Here is a 14,605-nt window from a genome sequence, read left to right on the forward strand (position 1 = left end):
CGGCGCGGCACCACCCCGCGCCGGATGGCCCAAACGACCGTTAAGCTAGCTGGGTGGGGTTCGAGGAGTTGTATCCGCCGGGGCGGCTGGCCGCCGCGCAGCGTGCCGTAGCCGTCGCCGGACTGGACGCGCTGCTGCTCAGCCCCGGCTCCGACCTGCGGTATCTGACCGGTTACGACGCGCACGCGGGTGAACGGCTGACCCTGCTGGTGCTGCCGGCAGAGGGCGAGCCGACGCTTGTCGTGCCGACCCTGGAACGGCCGGCGGCCGAGGCGTCGCCCGCGCCGGCCACCGGGGTACGCATCGTCGACCACGCCGACGGATCAGACCCGTACCCGCTGGTGATCGCCGCCCTCGGCGGCCCGGTGGGCGCGGTGGGGCTGGCCGACCGGATGTGGGCGGAGCAGGTGCTGGCGCTGCGGGCGGCGCTGCCCGACGCCCGGCAGCGGCTCGCCTCGGCGGTCCTGCGGGAGCTGCGCGTGCACAAGTCGGCCGCGGAGATCGAGGCGCTGGCCGAGGCCGGCGCGGCGATCGACGCGGTGCACGCCCGGATGGGGGAGTGGCTGCGGCCGGGGCGGACCGAGGCGGAGGTGGCCGCCAACATCGCCGCCGCGATCAGGGCGGCCGGCCATGTCACTGTCGACTTCGTCATCGTGGCCGCCGGTCCGAACGGCGCCAGCCCGCACCACGGCACCTCCGACCGGCCGATCGGCGTGGGTGAGCCGGTCGTGGTGGACATCGGCGGCACCATGCCCTCGGGCTACCGCTCCGACTGCACCCGTACCTATCTGGCCGGTGGCACCGCTCCTGCGGAGTTCCTCGACTACTACACGGTGCTGCACGAGGCACAGCGCGCCGCCGTGGCGGCGGTACGCCCCGGGGTGAGCGCCGAGGCCGTCGACGCCGCCGCCCGCGCGCCCATCACCGCAGCCGGCTACAGCGACGCGTTCCTGCACCGCACCGGCCACGGCATCGGTCTGGACGGCCACGAGGAGCCGTACGTGGTGGCCGGCAACGACCGGCTGCTGGCGGAGGGGATGGCCTTCTCCGTCGAACCGGGCATCTACCTGGCCGGGCGGCACGGCGCTCGGATCGAGGACATCGTCGTCTGCACGACGGACGGCGTACGACGGCTCAACACCACCCCCACGGAGCTCATCGCGCTATGACTGTCGATCGGATCCTGCCCACCGACGAGGCTCGCGACCTGCTGGAGTTGACCACCGAGCTGGCCGACCGGGAACTCGCGCCGAAGGTCGTCGAGTACGAGCAGCGGGCCGAGTTTCCCCGGGAGGTGCTGCGCACGCTTGGCCTGGCGGGGCTGCTCGGCCTGCCGTACCCGGAGGAGTACGGCGGTGCCGCCCAGCCGTACGAGGTCTATCTGCAGGTGCTGGAGATCCTGGCCGGCCGCTGGCTCGCGGTCGCCGAGGCGGTGAGCGTGCACACCCTGTCCTGCCACCCGGTCGCCACCTTCGGCAGCGAGGAACAGCGCAAGCTGCTGCCCGACATGATCGGCGGCGAGCTGCTCGGGGCGTACTGCCTGTCGGAGCCGCAGGGCGGCTCGGACGCCGCGTCGCTGACCACCAGGGCGGTGCGCGACGGTGACGACTACGTCGTCACCGGCACCAAGGCGTGGATCACCCACGCGCGGGTGGCCGACTTCTACAACATCTTCTGCCGTACCGGCGAGCCCGGCCCGAAGGGCATCTCCTGCCTGCTCGCCGACCGCGCCACGCCGGGCATCCACCCGCAGGCCGCCGAGCGCACCATGGGGTTGCGTTCGTCCCCGGTGGCGCAGCTCGTCTTCGACGAGGCCCGGGTGCCGGCCGACCGGCTGATCGGCGGCGAGGGGGCCGGTTTCACAATCGCCATGTCGGCGCTGGACTCCGGCCGGTTGGGGATCGCGGCCTGTGCGGTAGGGCTGGCTCAGGCGGCGCTTGACTACGCGGTGGACTACGCCCGACAACGCGAGCAGTTCGGTAGGTCGATCATCGACTTCCAGGGGCTCGGGTTCACCCTGGCGGACCTGGCCACCCAGATCGCCGCCGCCCGGGCGTTGACCCTGGCGGCGGCCCGGCTACGCGACGCCGGGCGGCCGTACTCGATCGAGGCGGCAAAGGCGAAGTTGTTCGCCACGGACGTGGCGATGCGGGTGACAATCGACGCGGTGCAGGTGCTCGGCGGTGCGGGCTACGTTGCCGATCATCCGGTCGAGCGGTACCTGCGGGAGGCGAAGGTGCTGCAGATCGTGGAGGGCACCAACCAGATCCAGCGGCTGGTGATCTCCCGAGCCCTGGCCAAGGGCTGACTGAACACGATCGTCGGCCCGCCGTACGCGACGGCGGGCGGGTTTGTCAGTCGCGTCGACCGGTCGTACCCGGTAGGTTGCACGCCGTGGAGGAGATCGACCGCGCCATCGTGGTGGCGCTGACCGCGGACGGCCGGCTGTCGTACACGGATCTGGCGGAGAAGGTCGGCCTGTCGGTCTCGGCGGTGCATCAGCGGGTGCGTCGGCTGGAGCAGCGCGGGGTGATCAAGGGCTACGGCGCGCGGGTCTCCTTCGAGGCACTGGACCTGCCCTTGACGGCGTTCGTGGCGATCCGGCCGTTCGATCCGTCGCAGCCGGACGACGCGCCGGAACGGCTGGCGCACCTGCCGGAGATCGACTCGTGCTACTCGGTGGCGGGGGAGGACTTCTACCTGCTGCTGGTGCGGGTGGCCGGTCCGGTCGACCTGGAACGGGTGCTCCAGGAGATCAGGACGGCGGCGAACGTCACCACCCGGACGACTGTCGTGCTGTCCACCCCGTACGAGCACCGGCCACCGAAGGTGGGGCGGGACCCGACGAGTCCGCCCCGCTGACCGGTCTCTGCGCCGGCCACCTGGCGGCCCGCGCCGGGCGCCCGGATGGTCAGTGGCGGGCCGTCGCTTCCGGCCCGTTCTGGTCGGGCGCGGGCGTTGCCGGAGGCGGTTGGTTCCAGCGGAGGATCACCCGCCGGCCGTGTTCGTGACCGAGCAGGCTCAGGGTGGCGGTGTCCAGGCGGAGCAGCCCACCCGCTGACGGGGGCAGGCCGATCCACCGGGCGCCGAGCACCCGGAGCGCGTGCGCGTGTCCGACGAGCGCGACGGGTCCTCGGTCAAGCAGGGGATGCAGTTTGGCGAGCACGCGGTCGAGGCGCTCACCGACCTCGCTCGGCGACTCGCCGCCCGGGCACCCGTCGGTCCAGACGCTCCATCCCGGGTGTTCGTCCTGGATCTGGGCGGTGGTACGCCCCTCGTAGTCGCCGTAGTGCCATTCGGCGAGGTCGTCGTCGGTGCCGGTGACGGCCAGTCCGGCCAGCTGCGCGGTGCGCAGCGCCCGGATCCGTGGGCTGGTCAGCACCGCGACGAACCGCCGTCCGGCGACCGCCGGACCGAGCGCGCGGGCCTGCCGTTCGCCGTCGGGGGTGAGCGGCAGATCGGTGTACGAGGTGTGGCGGCGGCTGGCGCTCCACGTGGTCTCGCCGTGTCGGACGAGCAGGATCTCGCTCATGCCATCGTGCCCCGTCGCTGCCCGCCGCGCGGCGACCGCACCGCGTCGGTCCGGAGGATTCGCTGGCCCATGCCCTTAGTCAACCAGGCTGGTGCGCCCGGTGCCGGGCGGCGACGGGATCCCCGGGGGCGGGCCGGTGGCGCCGTGCTCGATGGTGGCTGGCCCGACCGGTCGGGTACGGTGATGGTCATGCACTCCGGCACCGCCTCGAAGAAGCTGTGGACCCGCCGCTGACGGCGGCAGGGTTGACCGGCTTTCTCTGATCCAGCTCTGTTCCGCCGTCCTGGTGTTCCCGCCGGGCGGCGTGTCGCTGCTGCCCGGCTCCACGACGAGCCGAAGAGCGCAGAGTGAACAATCGCGAACTGATCACATCGCACGAGCCGACGGGCGGCCTGCCGGCCGGCGACCGGGCGCACGTACGGGCCGACGGCGTCCGGGTGGTACTGGGTGGCCGGGTGGTACTCGCCGAGGTCAGCGTGACCGTCTCGGCCCGGTCCCGGTTGGCCGTCGTCGGTGAGAACGGGCGAGGTAAGACGACCCTGTTGCACGTGCTCGCCGGCGTGCTCACGCCGGACCAGGGCACGGTTGCGCGGGTCGGTACGGTCGGGTTGGCCCGGCAGGCGCTGCCGGCGCGGCACGGTGAGACGGTGGGCACCCTCGTCCTGACCGCGCTGGGGGAGTCCCGCCGGGCGGTGCGGGCGATCGACGACGCGGCGACGGCGTTGGCCGAGGGACGGCCCGGTGCGGACGGCGCGTACGCCGCCGCGCTCGACGCGGCGACCCGCCTGGACGCCTGGGACGCGGAACGTCGCGTCGATGTGGCGTTGGCCGGGCTCGACGCCTGCACCGACCGGAGCCGCCCGTTGACGACGTTGTCGGTCGGTCAGCGCTACCGGGTTCGGTTGGCCTGCCTGCTGGGGGCCCGCCACGACCTGCTGATGCTGGACGAGCCGACAAATCATCTCGACGCCGCTGGCCTGGCGTTTCTCACCGCACGGCTGCGTCAGCATCCCGGTGGGGTGGTGCTGGTGAGCCACGACCGTGCCCTGCTGGGTGACGTGGCGGTGGATTTCCTGGACCTCGACCCGAGTGTGGACGACCGACCACGGATCTTCGCGGGCGGCTACCCGGGGTGGCAGGAGGGCCGCCGGCGTGAGCGTGCGCGCTGGGTCCGTGATTTCGAGGCCCAGCAGGCCGAGCACCAGCGATTGGCCGACGCGGTGAGCGAGGCGCGGCAGCGGCTCAGCACCGGCTGGCGTCCGGAGAAGGGGCACGGCAAGCACCAGCGCCAGTCCCGGGCCCCCGGTGTGGTGCAGGCGTTCCGTCGCCGTCAGGAGGAACTCGATGCCCACCGGCTGACGGTGCCCGAGCCGCCGCTGCGCCTACGCTGGCCCGACCTTGATACCCGGCCCGGGACACCCGTGCTGCGCTGCCACGGCGTCACCGTCACCGGACGTCTGCGCCAACCGGTCACCCTGGCTGTTGACGGCGGGGACCGGCTGCTGGTGACCGGACCCAACGGGGCGGGTAAGTCGACGGTGCTCCGGGTTCTGGCGCGGGACCTCGAACCGACGACCGGTGATATTCGGCATGTCGGGCGGGCCCGGGTCGCCTATCTGGGGCAGGAGGTTCCGGTCTGGCCACCGGACGTGCTCGCCCGCGATCTCTACGAGCAGCACGTCGGCCGACTCGGATCCGGGGGAGATCTCGAATCCGGTGCCCGGTTGCCCCTGGCCGCGACCGACCTGCTCGACCGGGAGGCGCTGCGTACTCCGGTGGGGCGGATGTCCCAGGGGCAGCAGCGCCGGCTGGACCTTGCGTTGCGGCTCGCCGAGCAGCCCGATCTGTTGATCCTCGACGAGCCCACGAATCACCTGTCGATGTCCCTGGTGGACGACCTGACGGCCGCCCTGCTGGAAACCCGGGCTGCGGTCGTCGTGGCCACCCACGACCGACAACTGCTTGTCGACCTGGCGGCCTGGCCGACCCTGTTCCTTCCGGGAGGTGAGGAGGCACTTCCATGATCGACCGCACTCCAGCCATACCCCTAGTGTCCTAGGACGCCTTAGCCGATGTGCGCCCCACCACCAGCTAAGCAGCCGTTTCAGCCCACAACACAGGGGGACACAAGACAGCGCGGAGCGATCCGCTCCGCGCTACCGCCGAACAGGCAGGGGAGGCGACATGAGCTTCACCGACAAGGCGAAGAACAAGGTCGAGGAACTGAGCGGCGCCGCCAGGGAGCGCATCGGCGACATGACCGACAACGAGCGCATGCGGGCCGAGGGCGCCAGCCAGCAGAGCGACGCCCGCACTCGTCAGGCCGGTGAGAACGTCAAGGAGGCCGGGCGCAACGCGAAGGACGCCTTCACGAAGTGACAGCCCAGCACGGAAGCGGGCCGCCGGAATGATCCGGCGGCCCGCTTCGCGGCGCGTGCCACCTGTCGGCGCAGGGGCGTCCGGGCCGGCTCAGTCGTCGCGGTGGGCGTGCCACCACTGCTGGCCGGCCTCAGGGAGGGTGTCGATCGGGTCGTAGTAGGCGTAGCGCTTGCTGAGCGCCTCCAGGTCGGCGGATTCGATTGAGGTGCGGTAGTTCTTCGTCCAGTAGGAGATGCCGCGCTCGCGGTCGTACTCGGTGACCATGTGCACCCAGCGCTTCCCGACGAACGGCACGTCGCAGACGATCCGGGGGGTGGCGTATCCGGGCAGGTAGCCCATGATGTCGTGCTGGAGCTGTTGGGCGTGCCAGACCGGGACCCGCCAGTGCTCGGCGTTGGGGATCATGTCGCACATGTAGAAGTAGTAGGGCAGGATCCCCGCCTCGCCCTGGAGCGCGAAGCAGAGGTCGAGCAGGTCGGTGCTTGTGGCGTTGACCCCGCGCATCAGTACGCCCTGGTTGCGTACGTCGCGGACGCCGATGTCGAGGGCGGTCTGGGCGGCCCTGGCGACCAGCGGGGTGAGCGACTGGGCGTGGTTGACGTGGGTGTGGATGGCGAGGTTGACGCCGCGGCGGGCGGCGGTGCGGGCGACGCGTTCCAGCCCCTCGACGACGTCGGGTTGCAGCCAGTGCTGGGGGAGGCCCATGAGGGCCTTGGTGGCGAGCCGGATGTCCCGGATCGTTTCGATCTCCAGCAGGCGCATCAGGTAGGACTCAAGGTTGCGCCAGGGCACGTTCGCCACGTCGCCGCCGGAGACGACGACGTCGCGCACTCCGGGGTGGGCCTTGAGGTAGCTGATGTGGGCGTCGTAGCGGTCGACGGGCTTGAGGGTGAGCTTGAGCTTGTCCACCGTGGGGGTGGAGTTGCCGACCAGGTCCATGCGGGTGCAGTGCCCGCAGTACTGCGGGCAGGTGGAGAGCAGTTCGGCGAGGACCTTGGTGGGGTAGCGGTGGGTGAGGCCCTCGGCGACCCACATGTCGTGTTCGTGCAGCGAGTCGCGGGTGGCGTAGGGGTGTGACGGCCAGTCGGTGCGGCGGTCGGAGGCCACCGGGATCATGTAGCGCCGGATGGGGTCGGCGAGCAGTGCGTCGGTGGTCGGTGGCGCGTACGGCGCCATGGTGTTGAGCATCTGCGGGGTCACCAGCATGGACATGGTGGCCAGGGCGCGCTGGTCGGCTTCGAGGTCGGCGTAGAAGGTGTCATCGACGGTGTCACCGAGCACGGTGCGCAGTTGCTTGATGTTCTTGACGCAGTTGACGCGTTGCCACTGGGCGCTCTCCCACTGGTCGCGGGTGACCGTGCGCCAGCCGGGGAAGCGGGTCCAGTCGGGTTCGACGAGGGGGCTGCGGCGGTACTCGTAGGGCTGGCCGCCGAGGGCGGTGGTGGGGGCCGGTGGTGCTGCCGGGATGGTCTGCACCGGCGGTCGGGTCTGGGTCACGGCCCCTCCTCTGGTCTGCCTGGGTGATCAGCGACCCGAAGGCTACTGGAAAAATTTCGGTAGAGAAATTATTCTGCCGTAAGTTTTCCCGCCGTGCGAGTCCAAGGCGGGGCTTCAGGCGGTCGGACAGGGGAGGTCGGCGTGACGTCACCGGTGGGTCTGCACCGCGTCGTGGAGCCTGCGGGCGTATTGCCGCAGGCGGCCTGGCGGCTCGACACGCGTCCGGAGATCGCGCCGAACGAGGTGCGTATCCGGGTGGAGCGGCTGAATCTGGACGCGGCGAGTTTCCGGCAGTTGTCCGTCAAGCACGCCGGGGACGGCGACGCGGTCCGGGCCGAGGTGCTCGACATCATCGCCACCCGGGGGAAGATGCAGAACCCGGTGACCGGGTCGGGCGGCATGCTGATCGGCACGGTCGAGGAGGCCGGTCGGCGTTCGCCGTTGGGGTTGAAGGCGGGCGAGCGGGTGGCCACGCTCGTGTCGTTGACGTTGACGCCGCTTGTGGTGACCGACGGGTTGGCCGGCTGGGACGGCCGGAGCGAGCAGGTGCCGTGTGAGGGGTGGGCGATTCTGTTCGCCCGGTCGGTGGCGGCGGTGCTGCCGGCGGATCTGGACCCGCAGCTGTCCCTGGCGGTGCTGGACGTGTGCGGTGCGCCGGCGTTGACCTCGCGGGTGGTGTCCCGGTACGTGGCGGAGCGGGCGGCTGAGGGGGACGCCCGGCCGGTGGCGGTGGCGGTGGTCGGCGGGGCGGGTAAGAGCGGTTCGTTGTCGCTGGCGGCGGCGGGGCGGGCGGGCGCGGGCCGGACGGTCGGTGTGGTGCCGGTGGTCGCGGAGCGTGATGCGCTGGTGGCGGCGGGGCTGGCCGACGCGGTGGTGTTGGCCGATGCCCGTGATCCGGTGGCGTTGTCGACGGCGGTGACCTCGGCGCTGGGGGCGCCGGCGGACGTGACTGTGGTGTGCGTGGATGTGCCGGGCTGTGAGCATGGCGCGGTGCTGGCGACGGCGGACGGCGGGACGGTGATCTTTTTCTCGATGGCGACGAGTTTCGCGGCGGCCGCGTTGGGCGCGGAGGGTCTGGCTGCGGATGTGACGATGCTTGTCGGCAACGGGTATGTGCCGGGGCACGCGGAGCTGGCGTTGGGTCTGTTGCGGGGTGAGCCGGGGGTGCGTGGGCTGTTCGAGGCTCGGCTGGCGGCAGACTGAGGCCATGACGAACAACCCCTCGACGTTGTACCGCGCTGGTGTGCTGCACTGCCCGGCGGATCCGTCCGCGACCGCGTTGCTGGTCCGTGACGGGCGGATCGTGTGGCTGGGTTCGGAGGCTGACGCTCCGTCGGCGGACCTGGTGGTGGAGCTGGACGGTGCGTTGGTGACGCCGGCTTTCGTGGACGCGCACGTGCATGTCAGTGACACGGGGTTGGTGTTGTCCGGGCTTGATCTGTCCGGGGTGCGGTCGGCAGGTGAGCTGTTGGACGCGGTGTCGGCGTACGCGGCGGGTCTGCCGGCGGACGCGGTGGTGCTGGGGCACGGGTGGGACGAGTCGACGTGGCCGGTGGCGCAGCCGCCGTCGGCGGCGCAGTTGGGGCGGGCGGCGGCCGGTCGGCGGGTGTATCTGTCGCAGGCGTCGATCCATTCGGTGTTGGTGTCGTCGGCGTTGCTGGTGGCGTGTCCGGAGGCGGCGGCGGTGCCGGGGTACGACGAGTCGGGTTGGCTGCGTCGGGACGCGCATCATGTGGTGCGGGCGGTGGCGCGGGCGTCGGTGACGCGGGCGCAGCGGGTGGCGGCGCAGCGGGTGGCGTTGGGGTACGCGGCGTCGGTGGGGATCGCGGCGGTGCACGAGTGCGGTGGGCCGGAGATTTCCGACGAGGAGGATTTCACCGGTCTGCTGGGGATCTCCGGTGCGGGGGTGCCGGAGGTGTACGGGTACTGGGGTGAGTTGGGTGGTGCGGCTCGGGCGCGGGAGTTGGGTGCGGTCGGTGCCGGTGGTGATCTGTTCGCTGATGGTGCGTTGGGGTCGCGTACGGCGCATCTGTCGCAGCCGTATGCCGATGGTGACGGGTGTGGTCACGGCTATCTGAGCGCGGATCAGGTTCGTGATCATTTGTTTGACTGTGCGGCGCACGGGATGCAGGGCGGGTTCCATGCGATAGGTGACGCGGCGGTTTCGACGGTGCTTGAGGGGTTCGCGGGGGCGGCGCGGCGGTTGGGCACGGAGCGGTTGCGGGCGGCGCGGCATCGGGTGGAGCACGCGGAGATCGTGGATCGGCGGTTGATCGCCGGGTTCGTGGAGTACGGGGTGGTGGCGTCGATGCAGCCGGCGTTCGACAGGTTGTGGGGTGGCGCGGGCCGGATGTACGAGACGCGGTTGGGGTTGGCGCGGTCGTTGGCGTCGAATCCGATGGGTGCGATGCACGGGGTCGGGGTGGCGTTGGCGTTCGGTTCGGATTCGCCTGTGACGCCGTTGGATCCGTGGGGTTCGGTGCGGGCGGCGGTGGCGCATCACAACCCGGTGCAGCGGATGAGTGTGCGGGCGGCGTTCGCGGCGCATACGCGGGGTGGTTGGCGGGCGGTGCATCTGGACAGCGAGGGGGTGCTGGCGTTGGGTGCGCCGGCGACGTTCGCGGTGTGGTCCACGCCGGCGGGGGTTGAGCGGGGTTTGCCGGTGTTGCAGGCCGAGGATCCGGAGGCTCGGGGTGCGGATGATCCGACGCCGTTGCCGGTGTGCCGGCGTACGGTGCTGCGCGGCGAGGTGATCTATGAGGAGGGGTCGTCCGCGTGACGGGGAAGCTTGATCTGGATCCGGTGCTCGTGGCGCGGGCGCGGGAGTTGGCGCGGCGGGCCGGGCGGCCGGTGGTGGAGTTGGCGCGTGGTCACACCACTGTGTCGGTGGAGCGGGCGGTGCTGCGGCTGGCCGGGGTGGTGGGTGCCGATCCGGACGGGATTCCGTGGGTGAACCGTCTGGTGGAGGCGGTGGTGGCGGATGTCGGGTTGGGTCACGGGGTGGCGTTGCCGGTTTTCGACGCTCTGGTGCGGGAGCAGAGCGCCGATGTGACGTTGTTGGCGCAGAAGGCGGCAGCGGGGTCGGTGCGGTTCCAGGTGCCGGCTGGTCGGGCGGCGACGGCGGCGCGGCGGGCCGCCCGCAAGGCGGTCGCGGCGGGGATCCGGCGGATCGATCGGCGGCGGGTCGAGCGGGACCGGCTGGTGAAGCGGTACGGGGATCCGCCGCGGCGGCCGTGGATCTATCTGATCGTGGCGACGGGGGACATCTACGAGGACATTCCGCAGGCGCAGGCGGCGGCGCGGGCGGGTGCTGATGTGATCGCGGTGATCCGGTCGACGGGGCAGTCGTTGTTGGACTACGTGCCGGAGGGTGCGACGCGGGAGGGGTTCGCGGGGACGTACGCGACGCAGGAGAACTTCCGGTTGATGCGGGCGGCGTTGGATGTGTCGTCGAAGGAGCTGGGTCGGTATGTGCGGCTGACGAACTACGCGTCGGGGTTGTGCATGCCGGAGATGGCGACGTTGGCTGGCCTGGAGCGGCTGGACATGATGCTCAACGATTCGATGTACGGGATTTTGTTCCGGGACATCAATCCGGTGCGGACGTTCGTGGATCAGCGGTTCTCGCGGCAGGTGCACGCGCGGGCGGGGATCATCATCAACACCGGTGAGGACAATTACCTGACCACTGCGGATGCGGTGGATGAGGCGCACACGGTGACGGTGTCGCAGTTGCTCAACGAGTATTTCGCGCATGAGGCGGGGTTGGCGGACTGGCAGTTGGGGTTGGGGCACGCTTTCGAGATCAACCCTGAGGTGCCGGAGTCGTTGCGGTTGGAGTTGGCGCACGCGTTGTTGGCGCGGGAGTTGTTTCCGGATGCGCCGTTGAAGTGGATGCCGCCGACGAAGCACATGACCGGGGATGTGTTCCGGGGCAATCTGCTTGATGGTTTCTTCAATCTGGTGGGTGCGCTGACCGGGCAGGGGATTCTGCTGGTGGGGATGATGACGGAGGCGGTGGTGACGCCGTGGTTGTCGGATCGGGACATCGCGTTGCAGAACGTGCGGTACGTGTTGGGTGCGGCGGGCGGGTTGGCTGAGGATTTCGTGCCGGCGTCGGGTGGGTTCATTCAGCAGCGGGCGAACCGGGTGCTGGGTGAGGCGGTGGATCTGTTGGAGCGGATCGGGGATCAGTCGTTGTTGACGGCGATCGCCGAGGGCACGTTCGGGATCATGAAGCGGCCGGCGGATCGGGGTAAGGGTCTGGACGGGGTGGCGCGGCACGAGGCGGGTTACTACAACCCGGCGACGGAGATCCTGGAGCAGTCGCGGCCCGAGGAGGTCCGGCGGTGACGGGCGGCAGTGTGGTGCGGCCGTACGGGGATACCACTGGTGACGGCATGGTGCAGGTGTCGTTCACGTTGCCGGTGCCGCATGACAAGCGGGCCGAGGGTGCGGCGGTGCAGTTGGCGAACAAGATGGGTGTCGATCCGGCGTTGCTCGTGCACGCGAAGCCGATTGGTGACGGGTTCACGTTCTTCGTGGTGTACGGGCGGGTCAACCATCTGGTGGACCTGTCGGCGGTGCGGGTGGTGGAGCGGGACTTTCCGTTGCTCAGCGCCAAGGAGGTCAATGCGGTCGTCAAGCGGCGGTTGCGGCGGAAGTTGTCGGTGGTGGGGGCGTGTATCGGCACGGACGCGCACACGGTGGGTATCGACGCGATCCTGAATGTGAAGGGCATCGCGGGGGAGAAGGGCCTGGAGTATTACCGGGAGTTGTCGGTGACGAACCTGGGGGCGCAGGTGAGTGTGCCGGAGTTGGTGGAGGCGGCGCGGGTGGCGCGGGCCGACGCGGTGCTGGTGTCGCAGGTGGTGACGCAGCGGGACGCGCATCTGCACAACACGCGGGAGATGTCGGCGGCGTTCCGGGAGGCGATGCCGGCGGCGCGGCGACCGTTGTTGATCGTGGGTGGGCCGCGGTTCGACGAGTCTCAGGCCGGGGAGCTGGGGGTGGATCGGATCTTCGGTCGGGGTACGACTCCGGGTGAGGTGGCGTCCTACCTGGTGCACGCGTTGATCACGGGTAGGAAGGCGGCTGTGGCATGACGGACCGGCGGCTGGGTGTGACGGTGACGCATCGGCGGTACGTGCCGTACGCGCACGCCCACTATGCGGGTGACCTGGTCGACGGGGCGTACGCGTTGGGTCTGTTCGGGGATGTGGCCACCGAGGTGTGTATCCGGACCGACGGTGACGAGGGGTTGTTCGCGTCGTATTCGGATGTGCAGTTCAAGGCGCCGATGCGGGCCGGTGACGTGCTGGAGGTGGTGGCGACGGTGACCCGGGTGGGTACCCGTAGCCGCACCATCGACTTCGAGGCCCGGGTGGTGTGCCGGGGCCGGCCGGATCGGGGTGCGTCGGCGGCGGAGGTCCTCGATCCGCCGATCGTGGCGGTGACGGCGACCGGCACCGTCGTCGTGCCCGTCGCGGTGTGAACGTCGCGGTCTGCGCCGACGTCGGGTCGACGTACACGAAGGTCGCGGTGGTCGACCTGGCCGGTGGCGGGTTGGTGTCGGCGGCGGCGGTGCCCACCACTGTGGCGTCGGATGTGCTGCACGGGCTGGACGCGGCGGTGGGTGCGGCGGGTGTCGGGCTCGGCTCGGGTGAGGTGCCGTGGTTCGTGTGCTCGTCGGCCGGTGGCGGGTTGCGGCTGGCGGTGATCGGCTACGAGCCGTTGGTGACCGCGCAGGCGGGCCGGCGGGTGGGCCTGTCGGCGGGGGCGGACGTGGTGCACGTGGCGGCCGGGCGGCTGGGTCGGGCGGAGTTGACGGCGTTGCGGGCGGCCCGTGCGGACGTGGTGCTGCTGGTGGGTGGCACCGACGGCGGGGACGCCGAGACGTTGACGCACAATGCGACGCGGCTGGCGCGGGCCCGCTGGCGGGTGCCTGTGGTGTTGGCCGGCAACGTCGATGTCCGGGACGACCTGCACGGGTTGTTGGCCGGGGCGGGGGTGCCGGTGACGGTTGCCGACAATGTGCTGCCTCGGATCGGGGTGTTGGCGCCGGTGTCGGCGCGGGCGGCGATCCGGCAGGTGTTCCTGCGGCACGTCATCGGTGGCAAGGGGTTGTCGCGGGGTGGCCGGTTCGCGCGGCTGGTGCGGGCGGCGACGCCGGACGCGGTGCTGTCGGGGGTGGAGGTGCTCGCCGACGTGGCCGGTGGTGATCTGGTGGTGGTCGACGTGGGTGGCGCGACCACTGACGTGTATTCGGTGCTGACTCCGGACGAACGGGCCAGTGGGCCCGGTCGGGAGGTGGCCGGTGAGCTGTGGCGGGCGCGGACCGTGGAGGGGGATCTGGGGGTGCGGTGGAGTGCCCCCGGCGTGGTGCGGGCGGCTGTGGAGGAGCGTCTGGTCGCGGCGGGGGAGGGCGACGGGTTGGCGGCCGAGGCCGCGGTGCGGGCCGCTGATCCCGGGTTCCTGCCGGCGGATGCGGTCGGCAGGGCTGTCGACGCGCGGTTCGCGGCGTTGGCGGCGACTGTGGCGTTGCGCCGGCATGCCCGTGGGGTGGGCACCGGTGAGCGGTCCGGTCGGGATCTGCGGGACGTGCGGCTGCTTGTCGGTTCCGGCGGGGTGTTGCGGCACGCGCCGGACGGTGATGCCGCCGGGGTGTTGGACGCGGTGTTGTCCGACCATGCCGGTGGGTGGGCGTTGCCGAGGGCGGCCCGGCCGGTGGTGGATGCCGATTATGTGCTGGCCGCGGCTGGGTTGCTGGCCGGGGAGCATCCGGTGGCGGCGCGGGCGCTGCTGCGGCCGTTGCTCGGTTGACCAGGGTGGACGGCGGCTGTCGGTGGTTGCTGGGCGGGTGGTCGCCGCAGTGGTGGTGGTCCCGACACGCCGGGGCGGGGAGACGACTCGTCGGGGGTGGGTTGACAAGGCCGGGGGTGGGCCACGTACCGTCTTTGAGTCCTACCACGGGAAGCGGCTGTTGTTCGCTTCGTCCCTTCGTCCGCTGGCCGAGCGACACGGTGCATGTTCAGTCGCGGCGGCCAGGTCCAGCGGGCGGGGGTCGGCGGGGCGGCGCGAACCGGCCGCGGTTACCGGTGTACGGGCAGGATGGGGTGCACGGCCAGTAGACAACGGCCAGGCGGGGACAGCCAGTCACCGTCGGGTCGGTCCGAAGGTCGGCGTGTCACATTCCGC

At 71.1% G+C, this 14,605-nt stretch carries 14 protein-coding genes; 12 read left to right on the top strand and 2 right to left on the bottom strand.

Annotated features, from left to right (window positions below; all coding sequences use genetic code 11):
- Positions 1–53: 53 nt before the first annotated feature.
- From Van01_RS06020 to Van01_RS06030, 3 genes are all read left to right on the top strand, one after another.
- Positions 54–1,169, top strand: a complete 1,116-nt coding sequence (locus Van01_RS06020) for a M24 family metallopeptidase (protein WP_204001522.1) — start codon at positions 54–56, stop codon at positions 1,167–1,169.
- Complete coding sequence (locus tag Van01_RS06025) at positions 1,166–2,308, top strand: acyl-CoA dehydrogenase family protein (protein ID WP_204001537.1); 1,143 nt, start codon at positions 1,166–1,168, stop codon at positions 2,306–2,308. The genes Van01_RS06020 and Van01_RS06025 overlap by 4 nt, the downstream gene beginning before the upstream one ends.
- 86 nt (positions 2,309–2,394) lie before the next feature.
- A complete protein-coding gene (locus tag Van01_RS06030; protein WP_204001539.1) occupies positions 2,395–2,862 on the top strand; it encodes an Lrp/AsnC family transcriptional regulator in 468 nt (155 codons plus the stop codon).
- A 49-nt stretch (positions 2,863–2,911) separates the two neighbouring features.
- On the opposite strand, the gene Van01_RS06035 is transcribed toward Van01_RS06030, so the two are convergent.
- Positions 2,912–3,532, bottom strand: coding sequence for a histidine phosphatase family protein (locus tag Van01_RS06035; protein ID WP_204001541.1), 621 nt, complete (start codon positions 3,530–3,532; stop codon positions 2,912–2,914).
- Between the two features lie 69 nt (positions 3,533–3,601).
- Between Van01_RS06035 and Van01_RS06040 the strand changes: the two genes are divergently transcribed.
- The 3 genes from Van01_RS06040 to Van01_RS06050 all read left to right on the top strand — a co-directional run bounded on the left by Van01_RS06040 (position 3,602) and on the right by Van01_RS06050 (position 5,911).
- On the top strand, positions 3,602–3,766 hold the full coding sequence (locus tag Van01_RS06040) for a hypothetical protein (protein WP_204001543.1): 165 nt from the start codon (positions 3,602–3,604) through the stop codon (positions 3,764–3,766).
- 113 nt (positions 3,767–3,879) lie between these two features.
- On the top strand, positions 3,880–5,556 hold the full coding sequence (locus tag Van01_RS06045; protein WP_204001547.1) for an ATP-binding cassette domain-containing protein: 1,677 nt from the start codon (positions 3,880–3,882) through the stop codon (positions 5,554–5,556).
- Positions 5,557–5,716: 160 nt separating this feature from the next.
- Entirely contained in the window at positions 5,717–5,911 is a 195-nt protein-coding gene (locus tag Van01_RS06050) for a CsbD family protein (RefSeq protein ID WP_204001550.1), read from the top strand.
- A gap of 90 nt (positions 5,912–6,001) precedes the next feature.
- Here the strand turns inward: Van01_RS06050 and Van01_RS06055 are convergent, their stop codons facing one another.
- Complete coding sequence (locus tag Van01_RS06055) at positions 6,002–7,408, bottom strand: KamA family radical SAM protein (protein WP_204001552.1); 1,407 nt, start codon at positions 7,406–7,408, stop codon at positions 6,002–6,004.
- 141 nt (positions 7,409–7,549) lie between these two features.
- Between Van01_RS06055 and kdd the strand changes: the two genes are divergently transcribed.
- From kdd to Van01_RS06085, 6 genes are read left to right on the top strand one after another with little or no spacing between them, the layout of a single operon-like run.
- Complete coding sequence (gene kdd / locus Van01_RS06060; RefSeq protein ID WP_446685900.1) at positions 7,550–8,611, top strand: L-erythro-3,5-diaminohexanoate dehydrogenase; 1,062 nt, start codon at positions 7,550–7,552, stop codon at positions 8,609–8,611.
- A 4-nt stretch (positions 8,612–8,615) separates the two neighbouring features.
- The gene (locus Van01_RS06065) at positions 8,616–10,187 is read left to right on the top strand and encodes an amidohydrolase (RefSeq protein ID WP_204001555.1); all 1,572 of its coding nucleotides are present in this window, start codon (positions 8,616–8,618) and stop codon (positions 10,185–10,187) included.
- A complete protein-coding gene (gene kamD / locus Van01_RS06070) occupies positions 10,184–11,761 on the top strand; it encodes a lysine 5,6-aminomutase subunit alpha (RefSeq protein WP_204001558.1) in 1,578 nt (525 codons plus the stop codon). The genes Van01_RS06065 and kamD overlap by 4 nt, the downstream gene beginning before the upstream one ends.
- Positions 11,758–12,513, top strand: coding sequence for a lysine 5,6-aminomutase subunit beta (gene kamE / locus Van01_RS06075; protein ID WP_204001575.1), 756 nt, complete (start codon positions 11,758–11,760; stop codon positions 12,511–12,513). Before kamD ends, kamE begins: the two co-directional genes overlap by 4 nt.
- Entirely contained in the window at positions 12,510–12,902 is a 393-nt protein-coding gene (kal, locus tag Van01_RS06080; protein ID WP_204001578.1) for a 3-aminobutyryl-CoA ammonia lyase, read from the top strand. Before kamE ends, kal begins: the two co-directional genes overlap by 4 nt.
- Positions 12,899–14,230: a glutamate mutase L gene (locus Van01_RS06085; protein WP_204001582.1), complete on the top strand. Its 1,332-nt coding sequence runs from the start codon at positions 12,899–12,901 to the stop codon at positions 14,228–14,230. The genes kal and Van01_RS06085 overlap by 4 nt, the downstream gene beginning before the upstream one ends.
- Positions 14,231–14,605: the final 375 nt, after the last annotated feature.

Source organism: Micromonospora andamanensis, assembly GCF_016863495.1.
Taxonomy (GTDB): domain Bacteria; phylum Actinomycetota; class Actinomycetes; order Mycobacteriales; family Micromonosporaceae; genus Micromonospora; species Micromonospora andamanensis.